At 67.2% G+C, this 18,949-nt stretch carries 18 protein-coding genes; 11 read left to right on the forward strand and 7 right to left on the reverse strand.

The genetic code is table 11. The annotated features are described in order from the left end of the window. Positions 1-82 precede the first annotated feature (82 nt). From glyA to J3U95_RS22205, 9 genes are all read left to right on the forward strand, one after another. Entirely contained in the window at positions 83-1,330 is a 1,248-nt protein-coding gene (gene glyA, locus J3U95_RS22165; RefSeq protein ID WP_208280809.1) for a serine hydroxymethyltransferase, read from the forward strand. A 69-nt stretch (positions 1,331-1,399) separates the two neighbouring features. Beyond that, a complete protein-coding gene (gene nrdR, locus J3U95_RS22170) occupies positions 1,400-1,867 on the forward strand; it encodes a transcriptional regulator NrdR (RefSeq protein WP_109344250.1) in 468 nt (155 codons plus the stop codon). Between the two features lie 109 nt (positions 1,868-1,976). Then, the gene (gene pilV / locus J3U95_RS22175) at positions 1,977-2,513 is read left to right on the forward strand and encodes a type IV pilus modification protein PilV (protein ID WP_208280810.1); all 537 of its coding nucleotides are present in this window, start codon (positions 1,977-1,979) and stop codon (positions 2,511-2,513) included. Next, positions 2,510-3,448, forward strand: coding sequence for a PilW family protein (locus tag J3U95_RS22180; RefSeq protein ID WP_208280811.1), 939 nt, complete (start codon positions 2,510-2,512; stop codon positions 3,446-3,448). Before pilV ends, J3U95_RS22180 begins: the two co-directional genes overlap by 4 nt. A 7-nt stretch (positions 3,449-3,455) precedes the next feature. Then, positions 3,456-4,127 carry a pilus assembly PilX family protein gene (locus tag J3U95_RS22185; protein WP_229520023.1) on the forward strand — a complete coding sequence of 224 codons (672 nt, stop codon included), beginning with the start codon at positions 3,456-3,458 and terminating at the stop codon, positions 4,125-4,127. Next, positions 4,124-4,576, forward strand: coding sequence for a type IV pilin protein (locus J3U95_RS22190; protein ID WP_208280812.1), 453 nt, complete (start codon positions 4,124-4,126; stop codon positions 4,574-4,576). The genes J3U95_RS22185 and J3U95_RS22190 overlap by 4 nt, the downstream gene beginning before the upstream one ends. Before the next feature lie 8 nt (positions 4,577-4,584). Then, entirely contained in the window at positions 4,585-5,142 is a 558-nt protein-coding gene (locus J3U95_RS22195; protein WP_208280813.1) for a GspH/FimT family pseudopilin, read from the forward strand. A gap of 84 nt (positions 5,143-5,226) precedes the next feature. Beyond that, a complete protein-coding gene (gene ribD / locus J3U95_RS22200; protein WP_370662103.1) occupies positions 5,227-6,303 on the forward strand; it encodes a bifunctional diaminohydroxyphosphoribosylaminopyrimidine deaminase/5-amino-6-(5-phosphoribosylamino)uracil reductase RibD in 1,077 nt (358 codons plus the stop codon). Positions 6,304-6,333: 30 nt separating this feature from the next. Next, on the forward strand, positions 6,334-6,960 hold the full coding sequence (locus tag J3U95_RS22205) for a riboflavin synthase (protein WP_208280814.1): 627 nt from the start codon (positions 6,334-6,336) through the stop codon (positions 6,958-6,960). Between the two features lie 4 nt (positions 6,961-6,964). Here the strand turns inward: J3U95_RS22205 and J3U95_RS22210 are convergent, their stop codons facing one another. The 7 genes from J3U95_RS22210 to J3U95_RS22235 all read right to left on the reverse strand — a co-directional run bounded on the left by J3U95_RS22210 (position 6,965) and on the right by J3U95_RS22235 (position 16,962). Next, on the reverse strand, positions 6,965-7,249 hold the full coding sequence (locus J3U95_RS22210) for a DUF3325 domain-containing protein (protein ID WP_208280815.1): 285 nt from the start codon (positions 7,247-7,249) through the stop codon (positions 6,965-6,967). Next, a complete protein-coding gene (locus tag J3U95_RS22215) occupies positions 7,246-8,796 on the reverse strand; it encodes a PepSY-associated TM helix domain-containing protein (RefSeq protein WP_208280816.1) in 1,551 nt (516 codons plus the stop codon). The genes J3U95_RS22210 and J3U95_RS22215 overlap by 4 nt, the downstream gene beginning before the upstream one ends. A 9-nt stretch (positions 8,797-8,805) precedes the next feature. After that, positions 8,806-9,078: an iron transporter gene (locus J3U95_RS22220; RefSeq protein ID WP_208280817.1), complete on the reverse strand. Its 273-nt coding sequence runs from the start codon at positions 9,076-9,078 to the stop codon at positions 8,806-8,808. Next, positions 9,062-11,185, reverse strand: a complete 2,124-nt coding sequence (locus J3U95_RS22225) for a TonB-dependent receptor (protein WP_208280818.1) — start codon at positions 11,183-11,185, stop codon at positions 9,062-9,064. Before J3U95_RS22225 ends, J3U95_RS22220 begins: the two co-directional genes overlap by 17 nt. A gap of 96 nt (positions 11,186-11,281) precedes the next feature. Then, entirely contained in the window at positions 11,282-12,841 is a 1,560-nt protein-coding gene (locus tag J3U95_RS28435) for a M16 family metallopeptidase (RefSeq protein ID WP_370662101.1), read from the reverse strand. Between the two features lie 57 nt (positions 12,842-12,898). After that, positions 12,899-14,197 (reverse strand): M16 family metallopeptidase, encoded by a 1,299-nt coding sequence (locus tag J3U95_RS28440; RefSeq protein WP_229520024.1) that lies wholly within the window; start codon positions 14,195-14,197, stop codon positions 12,899-12,901. A gap of 92 nt (positions 14,198-14,289) precedes the next feature. Further along, a complete protein-coding gene (locus J3U95_RS22235; RefSeq protein WP_208280819.1) occupies positions 14,290-16,962 on the reverse strand; it encodes a two-component system response regulator in 2,673 nt (890 codons plus the stop codon). A gap of 347 nt (positions 16,963-17,309) precedes the next feature. Between J3U95_RS22235 and ribBA the strand changes: the two genes are divergently transcribed. Continuing rightward, positions 17,310-18,422: a bifunctional 3,4-dihydroxy-2-butanone-4-phosphate synthase/GTP cyclohydrolase II gene (gene ribBA, locus J3U95_RS22240; RefSeq protein ID WP_208280820.1), complete on the forward strand. Its 1,113-nt coding sequence runs from the start codon at positions 17,310-17,312 to the stop codon at positions 18,420-18,422. A 32-nt stretch (positions 18,423-18,454) separates the two neighbouring features. Continuing rightward, positions 18,455-18,934 carry a 6,7-dimethyl-8-ribityllumazine synthase gene (gene ribH, locus J3U95_RS22245; RefSeq protein ID WP_005671273.1) on the forward strand — a complete coding sequence of 160 codons (480 nt, stop codon included), beginning with the start codon at positions 18,455-18,457 and terminating at the stop codon, positions 18,932-18,934. The last annotated feature ends 15 nt before the right edge of the window (positions 18,935-18,949 follow it).

The following is an 18,949-nucleotide window of genomic DNA, read 5'->3' on the forward strand; positions in this document are numbered from 1 at the left end:
CTGCGCCCGTGCCTACGGCCCGCCCCGGCTCCCGCCTTTCAATGCCACCAGTTGCCTGGATTACTATCGATTGGAGTTTTACATGTTTGCCAAAGACCATACGCTCGCCAATATCGACCCGGAACTGTGGGATGCAATTCAAAAAGAAAACGTTCGCCAGCAAGACCACATCGAGCTGATCGCCTCCGAGAACTACACCTCGCCGGCCGTGATGGAAGCGCAGGGCTCGCAGCTGACCAATAAGTATGCCGAAGGCTATCCAGGCAAGCGCTACTACGGCGGCTGCGAATACGTCGACGTCGCCGAGCAACTGGCGATCGACCGCCTGAAGGAATTGTTCGGCGCCGAAGCCGCCAACGTCCAGCCGAACTCGGGTTCGCAGGCCAACCAGGGCGTGTTCTTCGCCATGCTCAAGCCGGGCGACACCATCATGGGCATGTCGCTGGCCGAAGGCGGCCACCTGACCCACGGCATGTCGCTGAACATGTCCGGTAAATGGTTCAACGTCGTCTCGTACGGCCTGACCGCCGAGGAAGACATCGACTACGAAGCGCTCGAGAAGCAGGCGCACGAGCACAAGCCGAAAATGATCATCGCCGGCGCGTCGGCATTTGCCCTGCGCATTGATTTCGAGCGCATCGCCAAGGTGGCCAAGGACGTCGGCGCCTACTTCATGGTCGACATGGCCCACTACGCCGGCCTGATCGCCGCCGGCGAGTACCCGAACCCGGTGCCGTTCGCCGACTTCGTCACCTCGACCACCCACAAATCGCTGCGCGGTCCGCGCGGCGGCATCATCCTGATGAAGGCCGAGCACGAAAAGGCCATCAACTCGGCGATCTTCCCTGGCATCCAGGGCGGTCCGCTGATGCACGTGATCGCCGGTAAAGCCGTGGCGTTCAAGGAAGCGCTGTCGCCGGAGTTCAAGGCATACCAGAAGCAAGTCGTGAAGAACGCGAAAGCACTGGCTGAAACGCTGATCGCACGCGGCCTGCGCATCGTGTCGGGCCGTACCGAATCGCACGTGATGCTGGTCGACCTGCGCGCCAAGGGCCTGACCGGCAAGGAAGCGGAAGCGATCCTGGGCCAGGCTCACATGACCTGCAACAAGAACGGCATCCCGAACGACCCGCAGAAGCCATTCGTGACCTCGGGCATCCGCCTGGGCAGCCCGGCCTTCACCACCCGCGGCTTCAAGGAAGAAGACGCGGTCACCGTGGGCAACCTGATCGCCGACGTGCTGGACAACCCTCACGACGCCGCGACCATCGAGCGCGTGAAAGGCGAAGTCAAGAAGCTGACCGACAAATACCCGGTCTACGCTCGCTGATCGTCGCGATGTAAGGGGCCGGTTCGCCGGCCCGCTCAGTATCCATGTAGTACCTGCAGCCCCGGCGCCATGAAATGTCCCTTTTGCCAGCATGAAGAAACACAAGTCCTCGATACCCGCGTATCGGAGGAAGGGGACGCCATCCGGCGCCGGCGCCGCTGCGGCAAGTGCGACAAGCGCTTCACCACCTATGAACGCATCGAGCTGTCGATGCCGATCATCGTCAAGAAGAATGGCAGCCGCACCGAATTCGCGTCGAGCAAGCTGCGTGGCAGCCTGATGCTGGCGCTACGCAAGCGCCCGGTGGCGGCCGAAGCGATCGACGGCGCCGTCGCCTCGATCGAGGAAAAGCTGCTGACCAGCGGCCGGCGCGAAGTCCCCAGCGTGTATGTCGGCGAGCTGGTGATGGAAGAGCTCAAGCGCCTCGACAAGATCGCCTATATCCGCTTCGCATCCGTCTACAAGAATTTCGAGGACCTGGATTCCTTCCAGGCGGCGCTGGCCGAAGTCGGGCATCAGCGCAAACTCGACAACTGACGTCGTTTCCAAGTTCCGTTTTTCGTCCGACGCATTCTTGCGTCGACGCATGGGCGCCTGAGTCCTGCCTGATAACTTCTCTGCTCGCACATCGTTAGCGGAGGACTTCATGCAGGCGCATCTCCCCGGCCGCCCGGGCGGTTTCACCATGATCGAAGTGCTGGTGGCCATGTTCGTGCTCGCGGTCGGCGTGGTCGGCGCCGGCGCGGCCCAACTGGCGGCGCAGCGCACGCGCCAGCATGCGGCATTCACCTCCGAAGCGGCGCTGCTGGCCACGTCCTTGGCCGCCCGCATGCAGGCCAACGCCCATGTCGCGAGCCTGCCGGACGGCGCCAATCCCTATCTGCCGCTCGATTACAAGGCGTATGGCGCCGGCCCGCCGGCGGGCGGCGCCCCGTGTTTCGGCGCGGGCGCCTGCGATCCGCTGGCGCTGGCCGCCTTCGACCTGCGCGAGACGCGCCTGGCGCTGCACCGGGGCTTTCCATCGGGCCGCATCGCCGTCTGCCGCGACGGCGCGCCGTGGGATGCCGACCATGGCCGCTACCGATGGGCGTGCAGCGGGGACGCAACTGCGCCGGTGGCGATCAAGATCGGCTGGCATGGCACGCAGGATGGGCCGGGCTACGTGTTGCTGGTGGCGCGATGAGGGCAGCTAAACTGCGCGTTCGACAGGCCGGCCTCACGATTGCCGAACTGATGGTGGCGATGGCGCTCGGCCTGGCGGTGCTGCTGGCCAGCGGCTCGCTGTTGATCACCAGCGTGCGCGCGCATGCCGCCGTGATGGAAGCGTCCGAGATGGACGACAGCGGCCGCTATGCCGTGGATGCGCTGGCGCGCACGATCCGCCTGGCGGGGCACGTCGACTGGGCGGCGCATCCGACGTCCGACCCTGCGGCCCCGGCGCGGCTGGCCGGCCTGGATGCCAGTTCGCTGGAGCGTACCGGCGTCGGCATCGATGCAACCTTGCCCGACGAAGCCAATGGCAGCGACGTGCTGGCCCTGCGCTTTCCCGGCAGCGGCGCGCCGCCCAATGGCGACGGCGCCACCCTCGATTGCGCCGGTTTTCCCGTGCACCGCGAGGAAGAAGGCTGGAGCATCTTCTACGTCGCGCGCAATGCCCAGGGCGATGCCGAATTGCGTTGCAAGTACCGGGGCGCGAGCAGCTGGTCGTCGGATGCGGTGGCGGGCCGGGTCGATGGCTTCCAGGTGCTGTACGGCCTGGATGCCGACGGCGACCGCGTCCCGGACCGCTACGTCAATGCGACCGAGCTGGGCGCGCTCGATGCGGCGCTGGTGCTGGCCGGGGCCACGCCCGACGAACGCGCGGCCGACCTGCGCAAGCGCACCCACTGGAAGCGGGTGGCGCTGGTGCGGGTCGCACTGCTCCTGCATGGGCCGCGCCTCGATCCTGGCGCCGACGCCAACATCGTCTATGATTTGTTCGGTCCAGACCATGGCGCTGCCTTTTCCATTGGCGACCAGGGCACGCGGCTGGCGGGACCGGCGCTCGACGATGGACGTGAACCACGCATGCGCAAGGTCTATGGCGCGACCATTGCCTTGCCGGTGGCGCCGGATTGAACGTCGTATGCGCACCTTCTACGCAAGGCGGGAAGGCGGCATTGCGCTCCTGACCGCCCTGGTACTGATGCTGGCGGTGCTCATGACCGGCATCGCGTCCACCCGCGGCGCCTTGCAGGGGGCGCGCGCCGCCGCCCACGAACGCGATCGCGTGCTGGCGCTGCAGATGGCCGACGCCGCGCTGCTGGATGCGGAGCGGGACATCGAAGGCGGCGCCGAACCTGGTTCGGCGCGGGCCAACGCCATCGCCGGCGGCAGCGCGGACGCGTTCGTCGCCGGCTGCGGTGGCGGGCGTCCGTATAACGGCTTGTGCGCGTTCGCGGCCAATCCCGACCAGCTATCCGAACTGCTGGCCGAGGAAGAAGGCCCGGCGATCCTGTTCGGCAGCTTTACCGGCCTGAGCATGCCGGACGGCGAAGGCGCGCTGCCGCTCGCGGCGCCACGCTACCTGATCGAGCTGATGCCGACGACGCCCGACAGTCAGTTGTACCGGATCACGGCGCGCGGCGCCGGCAGCATGCCCGGCACCCATGCCGCGCTGCAAGCCTATTACCGCAAGCCGTCCGATGGTGCGCGGGGGCGGCGCGTCGGCTGGCGTGAGCTGGGAAACTGGAGCGAAACGTTCGCGATGCCGGCTGCCAGCGCGGCCGGCATAGCGACTGGAAAGGGCAGACGATGAAGCGCGACAGCAAGGGCTTTACGCTGGTCGAGCTGATGGCGGTGCTGGCCATCCTCGCCATCCTGGCCGCGCTCGTTTATCCATCATATACGCAGCAGGTGGTGAAGGCGCGCCGCATCGAGGCCCAGCTGGCGCTGCTGGACATCATGCAGCGCCAGGAACAATACCGCGCGCTGCACCATTCCTATCAGGCATTCTCGATCGAAACAGAGGACGCCGACGCCGGCCAATTCCCGACCTGGACCGGCAACAGCGCCGCCGCCAGCGCCCATGAGCTGGACGGTTACGCCTGCCCCGGCCAGGAGATCGCCCATTGCATCGAGCTGCGCGCCCGGCCGGGCACCGCCAATGTCGATGCCGGCTTCTCTGACCCCGACTGCGGTGACCTGACGCTCGACAGCACCGGCCGGCAAACGGCCAGCGGTCCGTCATCGCGTTGTTGGCCGTGAAGCCAGCGATGATACTGCGACATTGCGCCGGCCTGTCCCTGGCCGAGCTGGTGGTGGTGCTGGGGATGGTCGCGGTGACGGCGGCGGTGGCCGCCCCCGACCTGCACGCGCTGGTGCGCGGCCAGCAGCTGCGCACTGCGTCGGGCGACCTGCATGGCGCGATCCAGCTCACGCGCTCGCAGGCGATCGCGCGCAACGAGCGGGTCACGCTCACGCCCAACGACGAGGCGGGCCGCGACTGGTCGCGCGGCTGGACCGTCTATGTCGATCGCGACGACGACCGCCGGCCGGGGGAGGGCGACGAGATCCTGGCCGTGCATTCTCCTCTGCCGGACGGCATGCAGGTCAGCTATTCCTTCACCAGCCCTGCGCCGCCGCAATACATCGCCTACAATGGCGCGGGACGCAGCTGCAGCGACACCAACAGCGCCGCATCGCGTCTTGGCACGCTGTCGCTATTCCATGGCGGCGGGGTGCGCCGTATTAAAATCAATATGCTCGGGCGTGCGCGCCTGTGCAATCCGGCCCGCGAGGACGGGTGCGACGGCGCCGCGGCGCCGCCCTGAAGGAAAGAGATGGCGACCACCGATATGGCGACCAAAGAGATGGCGAACGGCTACAGCGAACTGATCCTGAACGATACCGATGGCATGGCCCTGGCCCTGGACTGGGCGGCGCGCGGCATGTACATCACCGCGCCGAACCCGCGCATCGGTTGCGTGATCGTCAAGGACGGCATCGTGATCGGCGCCGGCCACACCCAGCCCGCCGGCCAGGCGCACGCCGAGATCCAGGCCTTGCGCGACGCCGCGGCGCGCGGCAACGACGTGCGCGGCGCCACCGCCTACGTGACGCTGGAACCATGCAGCCACCACGGGCGCACGCCGCCATGCTCGAACGCCCTGGTGCAGGCCGGCCTGGGAAGAGTCGTGGCGGCCATGGTCGATCCGAATCCGCTGGTGGCCGGCCGCGGCCTGGCCCAGCTCGAGGCGGCCGGCATCGAGGTCAAGGCCGGCGTGCTGGCCGAGGCGGCGCAAGAGCTGAATGTCGGCTTCTTCTCGCGCATGGTGCGCGGCCTGCCGTGGGTGCGACTGAAAGTCGCCGCCAGCCTGGATGGCGCCACCGCGTTGGCCGGCGGCGAGAGCCAGTGGATCACGGGCGAGCAAGCGCGCGCCGACGGCCACGCCTGGCGCGCGCGCGCCAGCGCGATCGTCACCGGCATCGGCACGGTGAAAGCCGACGATCCTCAATTGACCGTGCGCGGCGTCGACACGCCCTTGCAGCCGCGCCGCGTGATCGTCGACAGCCGTCTCGAGATCGACCTGGACGCCCGCATCCTGCAGGGCGAGCCATGCTGGATCGTGGCCGCCGTCGAGAACACCGAAAAAGCCGCCGCCCTGGCGGCCGCCGGCCATGAGGTCTTGATGCTGCCGAATGCGCGCGGCAAGGTCGACCTGCCGGCGCTGATGCGCGAGCTGGGCCGGCGCGAGATCAACGAAGTGCACGTCGAGGCAGGTTCCAGGCTGAACGCCTCGATGGTGCGCGAAGGCTGTGTCGACGAGCTGCTGGCCTACCTGGCGCCGAGCCTGATCGGACCGGGGCAGGGCATGTTCGACCTGCCCGCGCTCGAGCGCCTGGCGGACCGCCGCCAGTTGCGCTTCCACGACGTGGCGCGCGTGGGCGACGACCTGCGTATCCTGGCCCGCTTCGTCGAGCCGGCCGCGTGAACTGAATTAGACCCAACACGAAGGAATCATATGTTTACTGGAATCGTCGCCGCCGTCGGCAACATCACTTCCGTCGCGCCACTGGCGGGCGGCCTGGACGCCGGCGTGCGCCTGGTCGTCGACGCCGGCCCGCTGCCCCTTAGCGACGTCGCCCTGGGAGACTCGATCGCCATCAACGGCGCCTGCATGACCGTGGTCGAGAAGACCGACAAGGCGTTCACCGTCGACGTCTCGCGCGAGAGCCTGAACAAAACGGTGGGCCTGGAAGCGACCGGCGAGGTCAATCTCGAAAAAGCGCTGACCCTGGCCGAGCGCCTGGGCGGCCACCTGGTCTCCGGCCACGTCGATGGCCTGGGCGTGGTGCACAGCTTCGAGCCGGTCGGCGAATCGTTCGAGCTGATCGTCGACGCGCCCCACGAGCTGGGCAAGTTTTTGGCGTACAAGGGCTCGGTCGTGGTCAATGGCGTGTCGCTGACCGTCAACCGGGTCGAGGATCTCGAAGCCGAGGGCAAGAAGGTCTGCCGCTTTTCGATCAACCTGATCCCGCACACGATCGAGGTCACCACCCTCAAGCACCTGAAGGCCGGCTCGAAGGTCAACCTCGAGATCGACCTGATCGCGCGCTACGTCGAACGCATGCTGTCGGCCGCGCGTTGATGCACTAGCGGCCTGCGCTGCGCCAGGTGATGGTGAAGGCGACGGCGATCGACGCCGCCGAGATCAGCATGGTCCACAGCAGGCTGCCGAAGCTGGCGCCGTCGCGCCAGACGCACAGGCCGTAGGCGAGCAGCAGCAGGCACAGGCCGCCGGGGCGCAACCAGCGCGGCGCCGCATTACCCGCGCGCCGCCACCCCATCCGTTCCCAGTGTTCGGACATCGCCAGCGCCAGGCAGGCGAAACCGGCGTAACTCGCCAGGCAGGCGAACAGCAGCAGCGCCGCGCTCAAGACCGTACCTCCGCCCGCATGGAGCGGGCCTGGGCCGGCTTGCCGGCCAGCCGGCGCGCGCTCCATGCCGCCAGCAGTGCCAGCGCCAGCAACATCAGGTCCATGCCGGCCACCGCCCATTTCCCGTCCGCGAGCGCCCGGGCGACATGGTCGCCCGTCGTCGCCGCGTTGAGCAGCACGCAGCCCACGGCGAGCAGGCAGGCAGTCCAGGCTTGTTCGCGCCACGCCGCCCTGCCGCGCCACCAGGCGTGGGCGAAGCTGGCCAGCCACGCGAGATAAAAGGTCCAGACCTCGAGCGCGGCGCGCGCCAAGCCATCCGGCAGCAGGCGATTCGCCGCCAGGAAGGCGAGCGTCGCGATCACGATCCCGGTCACGCTGCCGACCGTCAAACCTTCCACCACGCGCACCCCGGCCAGTCCCTTCGCGGCATGGCGCGCGCGGCGCGCCTCGAGCCAGAACAGGAAGCCGGTGGCGATCAGCACGCAGCCCGCCAGCCCGGCCAGGAAGTACAGCCAGCGCAAGGTCCAGTGCTCGAACTGGATGAAGTGGATGCCCGAGATGAAACGCTGGGCCGACATCACGGGCGCCGCCTGGAAGCGGTGCAGCACCTCGCCGCTGGCCGCGTCGAAGAAGATCTGGTCGACGTTCATCGTGACTTCGCGCGCGTAGGAGCGGCGCAGTTCGACGTAGCTGTTGGCGTCGCCCGGATGCCAGACCCGCACGAAATATGGCTGGGATTCGGGCTGCGCGCCGCCCCATTCGCGCCGCGCCACATCGGCCATCGCATCGAGCGAGGCCAGGGCGCCGGGCGCGTCGGCCCTGGGCCGGCTGTACTTGCCGTAGGCATCGGCGAAGAACGCGGCCTTGGCCGCCTTGCCTTCGCCGTAGGCGCCGGTGTACGCCTGCGGAAAGTAAATCATCATGAAGATGACCATGCCGGACAGCGTGATGATGAAGTGGAAGGGCAGGCCCAGCACGCCGACCAGGTTATGCAGGTCAAGGCTGCTGCGCTGCAGGGATTTGCGCGGCCTGAAGGTGAAGAACTGGCTGAAGATCTTGCGGTGGATGATCACCCCCGAGACCAGCAACAGCAGCATGCTCATCGCCGCCACGCCGACGATCCACTTGCCGACCTCTTTCCACCCCAGGTGCAGGCCGTAGTGGAAGGGGAAGAAGAAGCCGCTGCCACCCAGCGTGCCCGGCTCAGGCAGGAAGGCGAGCCGCTGCGGATCCAGCTGGCGCGGCGCCGGTTCGTCATCGCCGGCCTTGTAGGTGAAGCGCAGCACCGGCGTGCGCTGGGTCGGCAGGTCGACTCGCCACTGGCTGGCGCCCGCGGGCACCGCCGGCAGCACGGCGCGCGCGACGGCGTCGAGCGAGATCGGCGCGGTCGCGGGCACGAGCCGGGTGGCCGGCATCATCCAGCGGTCGATCTCGCGGTCGAACACGCTCAGGGTGCCCATCCAGAACACGGCGAACAGCACGCTGCCCAGCACGACGCCGGCCCAGGTGTGCAGCCACGCCATCGATTTGCGGAAGGTGTCTTCCATGGCGCTTCCCTAGTCAACCACGTGGATGACGGCGGCCGTCAAGACCACCCCGGCCGCCAGCACGATCCACAGTCGCTTCGCGGGACGAACGCTGAAAGCCCAGACCAGCAGCGCGAGATAGAACACGAAGCCCAGCATCGACGACAGCGCGACGGCTTCAGAGCGCCCCATCCCGAGGCGCGCCAGCACGGCGCCGGCCGCGATCACCGTCAGCACGGTGAGCAGGTAGCCGCCCGCCACCGCGCCGACGATCCTGAGGCCGCGTTCAGAAGCCGAGCGCATAGCCCACGGTCACGGTGCGGCCGCGGCCGGCGAAGTAGCGGGACGGTTCCACCAATGCGCTTTGCGAGTAGTACGTGATGTAGTCCTTGTCGAGCAGGTTGGCGAAGCCCAGGCGCAGGTCGCCCTTGCGCAGCTTGTAGGTCAGGGCAGCGTCGACCAGGGTGTAGCCCGAGAAGCGTTTCGCCGGCTCGTCGAAGTCCTGCGAGAACGCATGCTGGGCCTGTACCAGCGACGACAGGCGGTCGGTCCAGTTCGCGGTCCAGCTGGCCAGCACGCGGTCCGGCGCCACGTTCAGGCCGTCGAGCTTCGCATCCAGGCTGCCGTCGTTATTGCTGTCGTAGCGGCCCTTGGTGCGCGCATACGAGAGGCTGGCGCGGTGGGCCGCATTGAAGCGGTGCGCGATCTTGGCCTCGACGCCTTCCAGCCGCGTCTTTTCGCGCGCCATCATGAACACGCCGCCGACCGAGACGACGCGTGCGCCGAAGTCGGAATCGGAACGGTAGTAGCTGGCGTCGAATTCCCAGTCGCCCTTGCGCACGCGGGTGCCGGCTTCCACGCCGTCGGTCAGGATCGGTTCGAGGTTGCGCAGGCTGCCGATGCTCTGGCCCGGCGTATTGATCGAGCGGAGCGTGCGGCCAATGTCCGGCAGGCCGAAGCCTTCCGAATAATTGGCGTACAGGGTGACGTCCTTGACCGGCTCCAGCACCAGCCCCGCGTTGAGCAGCGTTTCGTTGAACTTGATCTTGCCGCCTTCGACGAAGGTGTTGTTGTAGGCGGCCAGCGTGCGGTAGCTGTCCACTTCGAGGTCGGCGTTCTCGCGCCGCGCGCCGGCGTGCAGCGTGAGGTTATCGAGCAGCTTGAATTCGCCCTGGGTGAACAGCGACAGGTTGCGGTACTTCGACTCCGGCACGAAAGTGCGCCTGGTCCCGTACATGTCCTGCTTGCCCTCGTCGACCAGCGTGTCGAAGCCGAAGGTGAGCTTCAGGCGCCCGTCCAGCAGGCCTTCTTTCGTCAGGCCGACCTTGCTGCCGTACTTCGAGGCGACCGAACGCGACTGGTCGTACAGGGTGCCGCGCGGCGCGATCGTCACGTCCTGGAAGGTGGCCGAGTTGTCGGCGCCGAACAGGCCGACGAATTCCTGGCTGTAGGCCATCGCCGACAGTTCCATGCCGGCCAGGCTGGTATGGGTATAGCTGGCGCTGGTGGTCCAGACGTCGTTCCAGGCCGGCGTGCCGGGCGGCGTGCCCTCGATCGAGGTGGATGGCATGCCGCGCGCGCGGTCGCCCGGCACGCCGAGGTAGCTGGCCTTCGACTTGATGCGGTAGCGGTTGACCGAGAACTGCAGGCGCTGGTGTTCGTCCGGCCGGTAGCCGATCTTGGCCAGCACGTCGTAGCTGCGCGAATCCATCAGGTCGCCCTGGGTCACGTCGACCCCGATCGAACGGCCGGCGCCGTCCAGGTACAGCCCCTGGTCCTCGTAGCCGACCGAGAACAGGTATTCCAGCTTGTCGCCGCGGCCGTCGAGGCGGTAGGTGGTCTTGTAGTCTAGCAGGTCGCCGTTCAGGCTTGATGTGGGCGTCGTCACCTGCACGTCGACGTGCTGGTTGAAGCTGCCGGGGGCAGGGCGGCGCGTGATGATGTTGATGGTGCCGCCGGTCGCGCCGAGGCCGTTGATGGCGTTCTGGCCCTGCACGATCTCGATGCGGTCGACCATCGCGTAATCGATGGTGTGGGCCTCGCGCCCGGTGGGGCGCACCGGATTCGATTGCGGCACGCCGTCGACCAGGATCAGCGGGGCGCGTCCGCGCAGCGTTTCGCCCGAGCCGTTCATCTTGCCGCGGCTGGGCGTGTACGAGGGCAGCAGGTTGCTGAGGACGTCGGACGTGTTGGTGGAAATGGTCAGCTGGCGCGCGATGTCTTCCTTGCGGATCACGACCACCGTCTGCGGCGCCTTGTCCACTTCGACGTTGGAGCGGGAGGCGGCGATGACGACCGCGGCGCCGTCGCCGTCGGACGGCTGGGCTTGGGCGGCGAACGCCAGCAAGACGAGTGGAATGAACGCCGCGAGTGGATGACGCTTGAAATGGAAGGTCTGCGAGGACTGCACGAACGGCTCCGATCTACTTGATAATGAGAACTATTATCAAGTAGATCGGAGGTCGGTGTCAATTCACCACCGGCGGTGGATGGGATGGCGTGGAGGTCAGCGGCCCGCGGCGCCTGTCCTGCCGGCGCTGGCCACCTTAGCCGCCGCCTGCGTCTCCGGGTTGAGCACCACTTGCACATAGTTCTTCGTGTCGAAGTAACGCCGTGCCGCCGCCTTGATGTCATCCGCCGTCAGGGCCTGCACCTGTTTTTCCACGGAGAGGATCGAGGCCGGATCGGTGCCCTCGGTCAGCGACGATTGCAGGTTCGCCACCCAGTAGCCGTTCTCGCGCAGCGAGCGGCGGTGGTTCTGGATCCAGCCGGTCTTGACCTTGTCCAATTCCGCCGCGTCCGGGCCATGTTCCTGCAGGCGCGCGATCTCGGCGAAGGTCGCGGCGATCACCTTGTCCACGTGTTCCGGTCCGGTCGGCAGGCTGATGCCGACCGAGTAGTTCCCGTACGGGATCTTGCTCAAGGTGCCGCTGGCGCCGCCGCCGTAGATCATCGCCATCTTCTCGCGCAGCACCTCGATGATGCGCAGATTGGTCACTTCGATCAGCGCCGACAGGCGCAGCTGCTCGGCGTCGGAGAATTCGGCCGGGCCGGTGAAGTTGAGCGCGATCGTGCTCTTCGGCTCAGAGCCGCTGCGCACCTCGCGCTTGACCACGCCGGTGGCCGGACGCAGGCCGACGTCGCGGTAGGCGACCGGGATATCGGGCGTCGGCAGGGTGCCGAGATAGGTCGCCAGCAGCGGCCGGATCTTCTGTTCGTCGAAGCTGCCGACCAGGATGAAGGTCAGGTCCTTCGCGCTCGAGAAGCGCTGGCGGAAGATGTCGATGCTGCGGTCCAGGTCGATCTTGGAAAATTCCTCGGCATCGAGCGTGCGCGGCGCGCGCGGGTGGTTGTTGTACAGGGCCGCCACCAGCGCGTCGTTGAAGTAGCGTCCCGGCAGGCCGCTCTGGTTGCGCGCGATTTCGGCCTGCTTGTCGATGTAGGCGTGGAACAGGCCTTCGTCGCGGCGCACGTCGGCGAACTTCAGCCACAAGAGCTGCAGCATGGTCTCGATGTCGGTGGCGCCCGATGCGCCCGCGATCACGTCGGTGTAACTCCCCAGGCCCACGGTCACGCCGGCCGCCTTGCCGGCCAGGATCTTGCGCATGTCGAGCGGGGAAAAGTCCTTCACGCCCATGCTGGCCACGATCGCGTTCGAGAAGCGCGCATTGAGGATGTCGCCGTCCGGGAACAGGCTCTGGCCGCCGGGACGGGCCGCGCTCAGCATCACCTGGTCGTTGCGGAAGTCGGTCGGCTTGAGGATCACCTTGACCCCGTTCGACAGCGTCAGGCGGGTCAGGCCCAGCGCCTTGTCGTGCTGCTCGGCGGTGATTTTTCCGGGTTGCGCCGGGCGCTCCATCAGGCGCGTCGCCAGCAGTTTTTCGTCGTGGCGCTCCACCGGCGCGCGCGCGGCCGTGCTGACCGCCGCCAGCAGCTGTTCGCCGGTCGGCGCGTCGGGCTTGTCCACGCCCGTGTACAGCACCAGCTTGCCCGAATCCGCCGGAATGGTACGCTGCGCGTAATTGTTCATCTCGGCGAGCGAGATGCCCGGCACCAGCTGCTGCACGTAGCGCCACTCGGTGTCGATGCCGGGGATCGCTTCGTCCTGCAGGAAGTTGCGGATTTACTCGGCGGCGTAGGTGGCCGAATCGCTCTTGGCGCGCTCGTTCCAGGCCTGCTCGTAGGTGCGCATCAGGTTCTTCTTGGCCCGCTCGAGCTCCTGCTCGCCGAAGCCGTGCTGGCGCGCGCGCTCGTTTTCCTGGACCAGGGCCGCGATCGCCGGCAGGGCGCCGCGCGGGCCGATGGCGGCAGAGGAATTATAGGAGTGATAGCGCGGCGTCAGCTTGCCGAGCGAGCTGCTCGCGCCCAGGTAGGGCGCATCGGGCAACTGCGCCAATTCGGCCAGGCGCTGGTTGAGCATGGTTCCGAACAGCGATTGCACCAGTTCTTCGCGGTAGGCGCCGATGGTGCCCAGCTCGCGCACCGGCTGCACCGGATAGCGGATCAGGACCGCATTGCCGTTGGCTTCCGGATCGGTGACGACCAGCGCCTCGGTATCGGCGCGTGCCGGAATGGCGGCGTAGTCGCGTGGACGCGGATTGGCCGGATTCTTCAGGCGCGCGAAATGCTGCTTGACGAGCTTCTCGGCGCGCGCCGGGTCGACGTCGCCGACCACCACCACCGCCATCAGGTCGGGGCGGTACCAGTCGCGGTAGAAGCGCTTCAGGGCATCGGGTTTGAAATTCCTCAGCACGTCTTCGCGGCCGATCGGCAGCCGCTCGGCATACTTCGAGCCGTTGAACAGGCGCGGATAGATCTGCTTGCCCATGCGGTCCGAGGCGCCTTTGCCGAGGCGCAGCTCTTCCAGCACGATGCCGCGTTCCTTATCGATCGCGTCGGCATCGAAGCGCACGCCATGGGCCCAGTCTTCAAGCACCTGGAACGCCTTGCTGACGTGTTCCGGCTTGTCGGTCGGGATCGGAAGGATGTAGACGGTTTCGTCGAACGAGGTATACGCGTTCAGGTCGGCGCCGAAGCCGACGCCGATCGACTGCAGATAGGACACCAGCTCATGCTTGCGGAAGTTGGTGGTGCCGTTGAAGGCCATGTGCTCGACGAAGTGGGCCAGGCCGCGCTGGTCTTCATCCTCGAGGATGGAACCGGCCTTGACCACCAGGCGCAGTTCGAGCTTGCGTTCGGGGCGCGCATTGCGCTGGATGTAGTAGGTGAGGCCGTTGTCCAGTTTCCCGACCTTGACCTGCGGGCCGACCGGGATGGGCGATTCCATCTGCAGCGCCGGCGTTGGTTCGGCCTGCTGCGCCGGCGCCTGGACTGCCTGCGGCGCGCCATGCGCCAGCGGGGACAGTCCCAGGACCACGGCCAGCGCCATCGACGGCAGGCCGCGTACGAAGTTGTTGCTCATTCAATGGTTCCCGGAAGACTTGGTGATTGCATTCTACATGGCGCGAAGGTGTGCACGGATGAGCTTAAGGCTGCCCTAAACCTGTCACCGGTTCACAGTACGACCCGTCCTTTCGCCAGCAGCTCGGCCATCTCGAAGGCCGGCACCGGCCGCCCGTACAGATAGCCCTGCAACACGTCACAGCCGAGGGAACCGAGAAAATCGCGCTGGCCGACCGTTTCCACGCCTTCGGCCACCACCGCCAGCGACAGGCCCTGGGCCAGGGCGATCGTGGCCTGGGCGATGGCGGCGCTGCGCTGTTCGGTGGCGATATTGCGGACAAACGTCTGGTCGATCTTGAGCTTGTCGAGCGGGAAGCGCGACAGGTAGCCGAGCGACGAGTAGCCGGTGCCGAAGTCGTCCAGCGACAGCGAGACTCCCAGCGCGCGCAGCTCGGCCATCTGGGCCTCGGCCGCGGCGCTGTCGCCCAGCATCACGCTCTCGGTCAGCTCGACCTCGAGCCATTGCGCTTCGAGCCCGCTGTCGCGCAGGGCGGCGCGCACCACCTGGGCCACGGCGCCGGCCTTGAACTGGCTGGCCGAGACGTTGACCGCCACCCGCACCGGCCCCAGGCCGGCGTTTTGCCAGGCCTTGTTCTGGAAGCAGGCCTGGCGGATCACCCATTCGCCGATCGGGTGGATCAGGCCCGTGTCCTCGGCCAGCGGGATGAAGTCGGCGGGCGACACCGGCCCGATCTCTTCGCTGCGCCAGCGCAGCAGCGCTTCCATGCCGACCACGCGGCCATCCAGGCGCGAGACCTGCGGCTGGTAGTGCAGCGACAGCTCGTCGCGCTCGATCGCGCGGCGCAGGCGCGTCTCGAGCGCCAGCCAGCGCAGCGCTTCGGCGTTCATCTCGCCCTTGAAGAACCGGAAGCCGTTGCGGCCCGATTCCTTCACCAGGCTCAGCGCGGCGTCGGCCGCCTTGAGCAGGTCGCCCGGGACGTCGCCGTCGCGCGGATAGACGCTGATGCCGATGCTGCCGGTGACCACCACGTCGTGCTCGCCGACCAGCAGCGGCTGGGACACGGCTTCCATCAGGCGCTGGGCGCAATAGATCACGTCGTCGGTGTCGTCGAAGCTGGTCAGCAGCAGCACGAATTCGTCGCCCGACAGGCGCGCCACGGTGTCGGTCGCGCCGGCCACCGCGCCGGCGCGGCGCGCCACCTCGCGCAGCACGGCGTCGCCGGCCGCGTGGCCCAGGCTGTCGTTGATGCGCGACAGGCGGTCGACGTTAAACAGCAGCAGCGCCACCTGGGTCGCATCCTTGCGCGCGGCGGCCAGCGCCTGCTGCATGCGGTCGTTGAACAGCGAGCGGTTCGGAAGCAGGGTGAGGGCGTCGTGGTTGGATAAAAAGTCGAGCTGGTGGTGGGCCGCCTTCAGCGCCGACAGGTCGGTCGAGACCGACACATAGGCGGTGATCCTGCCATGGTCGTCGCGCACCGCGCTCAGGCTGGTGCGCTCCGGGTAGATCTCGCCGTTCTTGCGGCGGTTCCAGACCTCGCCGCGCCACTGGCCTTCTTGCTCCAGGCAGTCCCACATCGCGCGGTAGAAGGCCGGATCGTGGCGTCCCGAGCGCAGCATGGCCGGGCTGCGGCCGAGCACCTCGGCTTCGCGATAACCCGTGATTTCCTCGAAGGCGGGATTGACGGCGACGATCTTGGCGTCGGCGTCGGTCATCAGGATCGCCTCTTGCGTGCTGTCGAACACCTGGCGCGCCAGTTCCAGCCGGTGCTCGCTGTCGCGCAGGGCGGCGTCGGCATCGGCGCGCGCCAGCGCCTCGAGCTGCAGCTGGGCGGCGTGGCGCTGCACGACCTCGTACAGGTTCAGGTTCTCGTAGGCTACCGCCAACTGGGCCGCGAGAGCCGTGGCCCAGCGTTCCTCTTCGTCGGAGAACGGCGCCGCGCCATTCCTGCGCGTGCAATACAGCCAGCCGAGCGGATGCTGCAGGTCGTGTACCTGGAGGCCGAGCAGGTGGCCGACCTCGGGATGGTGCTGGGGCAGGGTGGCCAGCAGGGCGTCGTCGCCGTCCAGGCGCAGCGGGGCGCGGGCGCGCAGCAGTACGCCGGGCAGGTCTTGCTCGTTCAGCGCATAGGCCTCGAGCAGGCCGCCTTCGACGCCATGGGTGGCCAGGTGGCGCACCGTGCGTTCGGTGCTGGCCAGCAGGCACAGGGCGACGCAGTCGGCGTTGAGCACGCGCCGCGCGGCGTCCACGAAGGCATCGGCCAGGGCCTCGACGCGGCGCTCGCCCACCAGCATCATGCACATGCGCTCCAGCTCGGACAGGCGCGCGCACAGGTCGAACGGCAGGTCGCGGTCGTGCTCGCGGCTCGACGGCAGCGCCGGCGCCGGCGCGCCGTGCGCCACGCCCAGCTCGGCCGCCACCGCTTCGAGGATGCGCTGCGGCTCGGAAGGCTTGCCCAATACCGTGGTCACGCCGCAGCGCGCCGCCATGGCCATCGTCTCGCGCTCCGAATAGACGGCCGAGAAGAAGATGACGCGGGTCGCGTGCAAGGCGGGATCGGCGCGCAGCTGCTGGACGAACTCGTAGCCGTCCATGGTCGGCATCAGGATGTCGGTGATGATCAGGTCGGGATGCTCGGCGCGCGTGATGGCGAGCGCCCGGGAGCCGTCCTCTGCTTCGAGGATCCGGTGCTCGGTGTAGCCGAGCAGGGCGCCGAGATAGCTGCGGTTGCTCGGCCGGTCGTCGACGATCAGGATCGTGGCCATCAGCACCGCCCTCCGCATGGGGCGGCGCCTGGATGGCTGACAGGAACGGCTACCGGCATGGCAACTCCGAAAATTGGCCCGCACCGCCTGGATGGGTGCGGTAAAGATGTCTTAATAATAATCCAGTTGGATGTGGGCACAGTACGATGTTGCACGTGAAAACATCGAGCTTAACAATTTAAAGCCGCAGAATCACTAGTTGTTGCTCATTCGTAACGCCAGTTGACGCGATAGTACGGCTGTGCTGCCGAATTGGGGAGAGGCAGGGGCCGACAATGCGGTTGAACGCCTGTAAATCCTTTAAAATAGCGGATTACGCATAACACTCCCGTTTCAAGGAATCCCGTATGTCTATTTCCAGCACCGAGGACATCGTTGCCGAACTGCGCGCCGGCCGCATGGTCATCCTGGTCGACGAGGAAGATCGCGAGAACGAAGGCGACCTCGTGCTTGCAGCCGACTTCGTCACGCCCGAGGCGATCAATTTCATGATCCGCCACGCGCGCGGCCTGGTCTGCCTGACCCTGTCCGAGGAAATCTGCGACCGCCTGGCGCTGCCGATGATGACCTCGCGTAACGGCACCTCGTTCGGCACCAATTTCACCGTGTCGATCGAAGCGGCCGAAGGCGTCACCACCGGCATCTCGGCGGCCGACCGCGCGCGCACCATCCAGGTGGCGGTGAACAAGGGCACGACGCCGGACGACCTGGTGCAGCCGGGCCACATCTTCCCGCTGCGCGCCCAGAAGGGCGGCGTCCTGATGCGCGCCGGGCATACCGAAGCGGGCTGCGACCTGACCCATATGGCGGGCCTGACCCCGGCCTCGGTGATCTGCGAGATCATCAAGGAAGACGGCACCATGGCGCGCCTGCCCGACCTGATCGAGTTCGCCAAAGAGCATAATCTGAAGATCGGCACCATCGCCGACCTGATCCACTACCGCAGCCAGAACGAGTGCCTGGTCGAGCGCGTGGCCGAGCGCACGCTGTCGACCGAGGCCGGCGAATTCCAGCTGGTCGCCTTCCGCGACGCGCCGAGCGGCTCGGCCCACCTGGCCCTGGTCCACGGCGAGCTGTCGCCCGAGAAGGAAGCGCTGGTGCGCGTGCACCAGCCGGTGTCGATCCTCGACCTGCTCGAGAACCGCGCCACCACCCACTCCTGGGACATGGCTTCGGCCATGAAGACGATCAAGGCCAGCGACGCCGGCGTGATCGTGCTGCTCAACTGCGGCGAAAGCGCAGACCAATTGTTCGCCCAACTGGCGCCGCAGGACGGCAAGGCCAGCCGCGCCGGCGCGCGCGCCGCGTCGATGGACTTGCGCACCTACGGCATCGGCGCCCAGATCCTGCGCGCCCTGGGCGTGGGCAAGATGCAGCTGCTGGCCAATCCGCGCAAGATGCCGTCGATGACCGGTTTCGACCTGGAAGTCACCGGCTACGTGCCTCGCCCGGACGCCTGAACAATCAACCAATCAACAAGAAGAGGTCAGCCATGACGGTAGGAACTTTTGAAAGCAATCTGCAGGGCGAAGACCTGCGCATCGGTATCGTGCAGGCCCGTTTCAACGCCGACGTCGGCCACGGCCTGCTGTCGTCCTGCCTGGCCGAGCTCAAGCGCCTGGGCGTGGCCGACGAAGACATCCTGCACGTGACCGTGCCGGGCGCGCTCGAAGTGCCGCTGGCGCTGCAGCGCATGGCCGTGACCGAGCAGTTCGACGCGCTGATCGCCCTGGGCGCGGTGATCCGCGGCGAGACTTACCACTTCGAGCTGGTGTCGAACGAATCGGGCGCCGGCATCACCCGCATCGGCCTCGACTATGGCATCCCGATCGCCAACGCGATCCTGACCACCGAGACCGACGAGCAGGCCGAAGTCCGCATGGCCGAGAAGGGCGGCGACGCCGCACGCGTCGCGGTCGAAATGGCCAACCTCCTGATGGCGCTGGACGAGCTGGTGCCAGAGGACGAATAACAGTAAAGGCAAGAA

Source organism: Massilia oculi, assembly GCF_017582745.1.
Lineage (GTDB): Bacteria > Pseudomonadota > Gammaproteobacteria > Burkholderiales > Burkholderiaceae_D > Telluria > Telluria oculi_A.

Bases quoted from the DNA above. Each gene is read 5' to 3' on its own strand.
- glyA (WP_208280809.1), top strand. From the start codon at position 83: ATGTTTGCCAAAGACCATACGCTCGCCAATATCGACCCGGAACTGTGG.
- nrdR (WP_109344250.1), top strand. From the start codon at position 1,400: ATGAAATGTCCCTTTTGCCAGCATGAAGAAACACAAGTCCTCGATACC.
- pilV (WP_208280810.1), top strand. From the start codon at position 1,977: ATGCAGGCGCATCTCCCCGGCCGCCCGGGCGGTTTCACCATGATCGAA.
- J3U95_RS22180 (WP_208280811.1), top strand. From the start codon at position 2,510: ATGAGGGCAGCTAAACTGCGCGTTCGACAGGCCGGCCTCACGATTGCC.
- J3U95_RS22185 (WP_229520023.1), top strand. From the start codon at position 3,456: ATGCGCACCTTCTACGCAAGGCGGGAAGGCGGCATTGCGCTCCTGACC.
- J3U95_RS22190 (WP_208280812.1), top strand. From the start codon at position 4,124: ATGAAGCGCGACAGCAAGGGCTTTACGCTGGTCGAGCTGATGGCGGTG.
- J3U95_RS22195 (WP_208280813.1), top strand. From the start codon at position 4,585: ATGATACTGCGACATTGCGCCGGCCTGTCCCTGGCCGAGCTGGTGGTG.
- ribD (WP_370662103.1), top strand. From the start codon at position 5,227: ATGGCCCTGGCCCTGGACTGGGCGGCGCGCGGCATGTACATCACCGCG.
- J3U95_RS22205 (WP_208280814.1), top strand. From the start codon at position 6,334: ATGTTTACTGGAATCGTCGCCGCCGTCGGCAACATCACTTCCGTCGCG.
- J3U95_RS22215 (WP_208280816.1), bottom strand. From the start codon at position 8,796: ATGGAAGACACCTTCCGCAAATCGATGGCGTGGCTGCACACCTGGGCC.
- J3U95_RS22220 (WP_208280817.1), bottom strand. From the start codon at position 9,078: ATGCGCTCGGCTTCTGAACGCGGCCTCAGGATCGTCGGCGCGGTGGCG.
- J3U95_RS28440 (WP_229520024.1), bottom strand. From the start codon at position 14,197: ATGAGCAACAACTTCGTACGCGGCCTGCCGTCGATGGCGCTGGCCGTG.
- J3U95_RS22235 (WP_208280819.1), bottom strand. From the start codon at position 16,962: ATGGCCACGATCCTGATCGTCGACGACCGGCCGAGCAACCGCAGCTAT.
- ribBA (WP_208280820.1), top strand. From the start codon at position 17,310: ATGTCTATTTCCAGCACCGAGGACATCGTTGCCGAACTGCGCGCCGGC.
- ribH (WP_005671273.1), top strand. From the start codon at position 18,455: ATGACGGTAGGAACTTTTGAAAGCAATCTGCAGGGCGAAGACCTGCGC.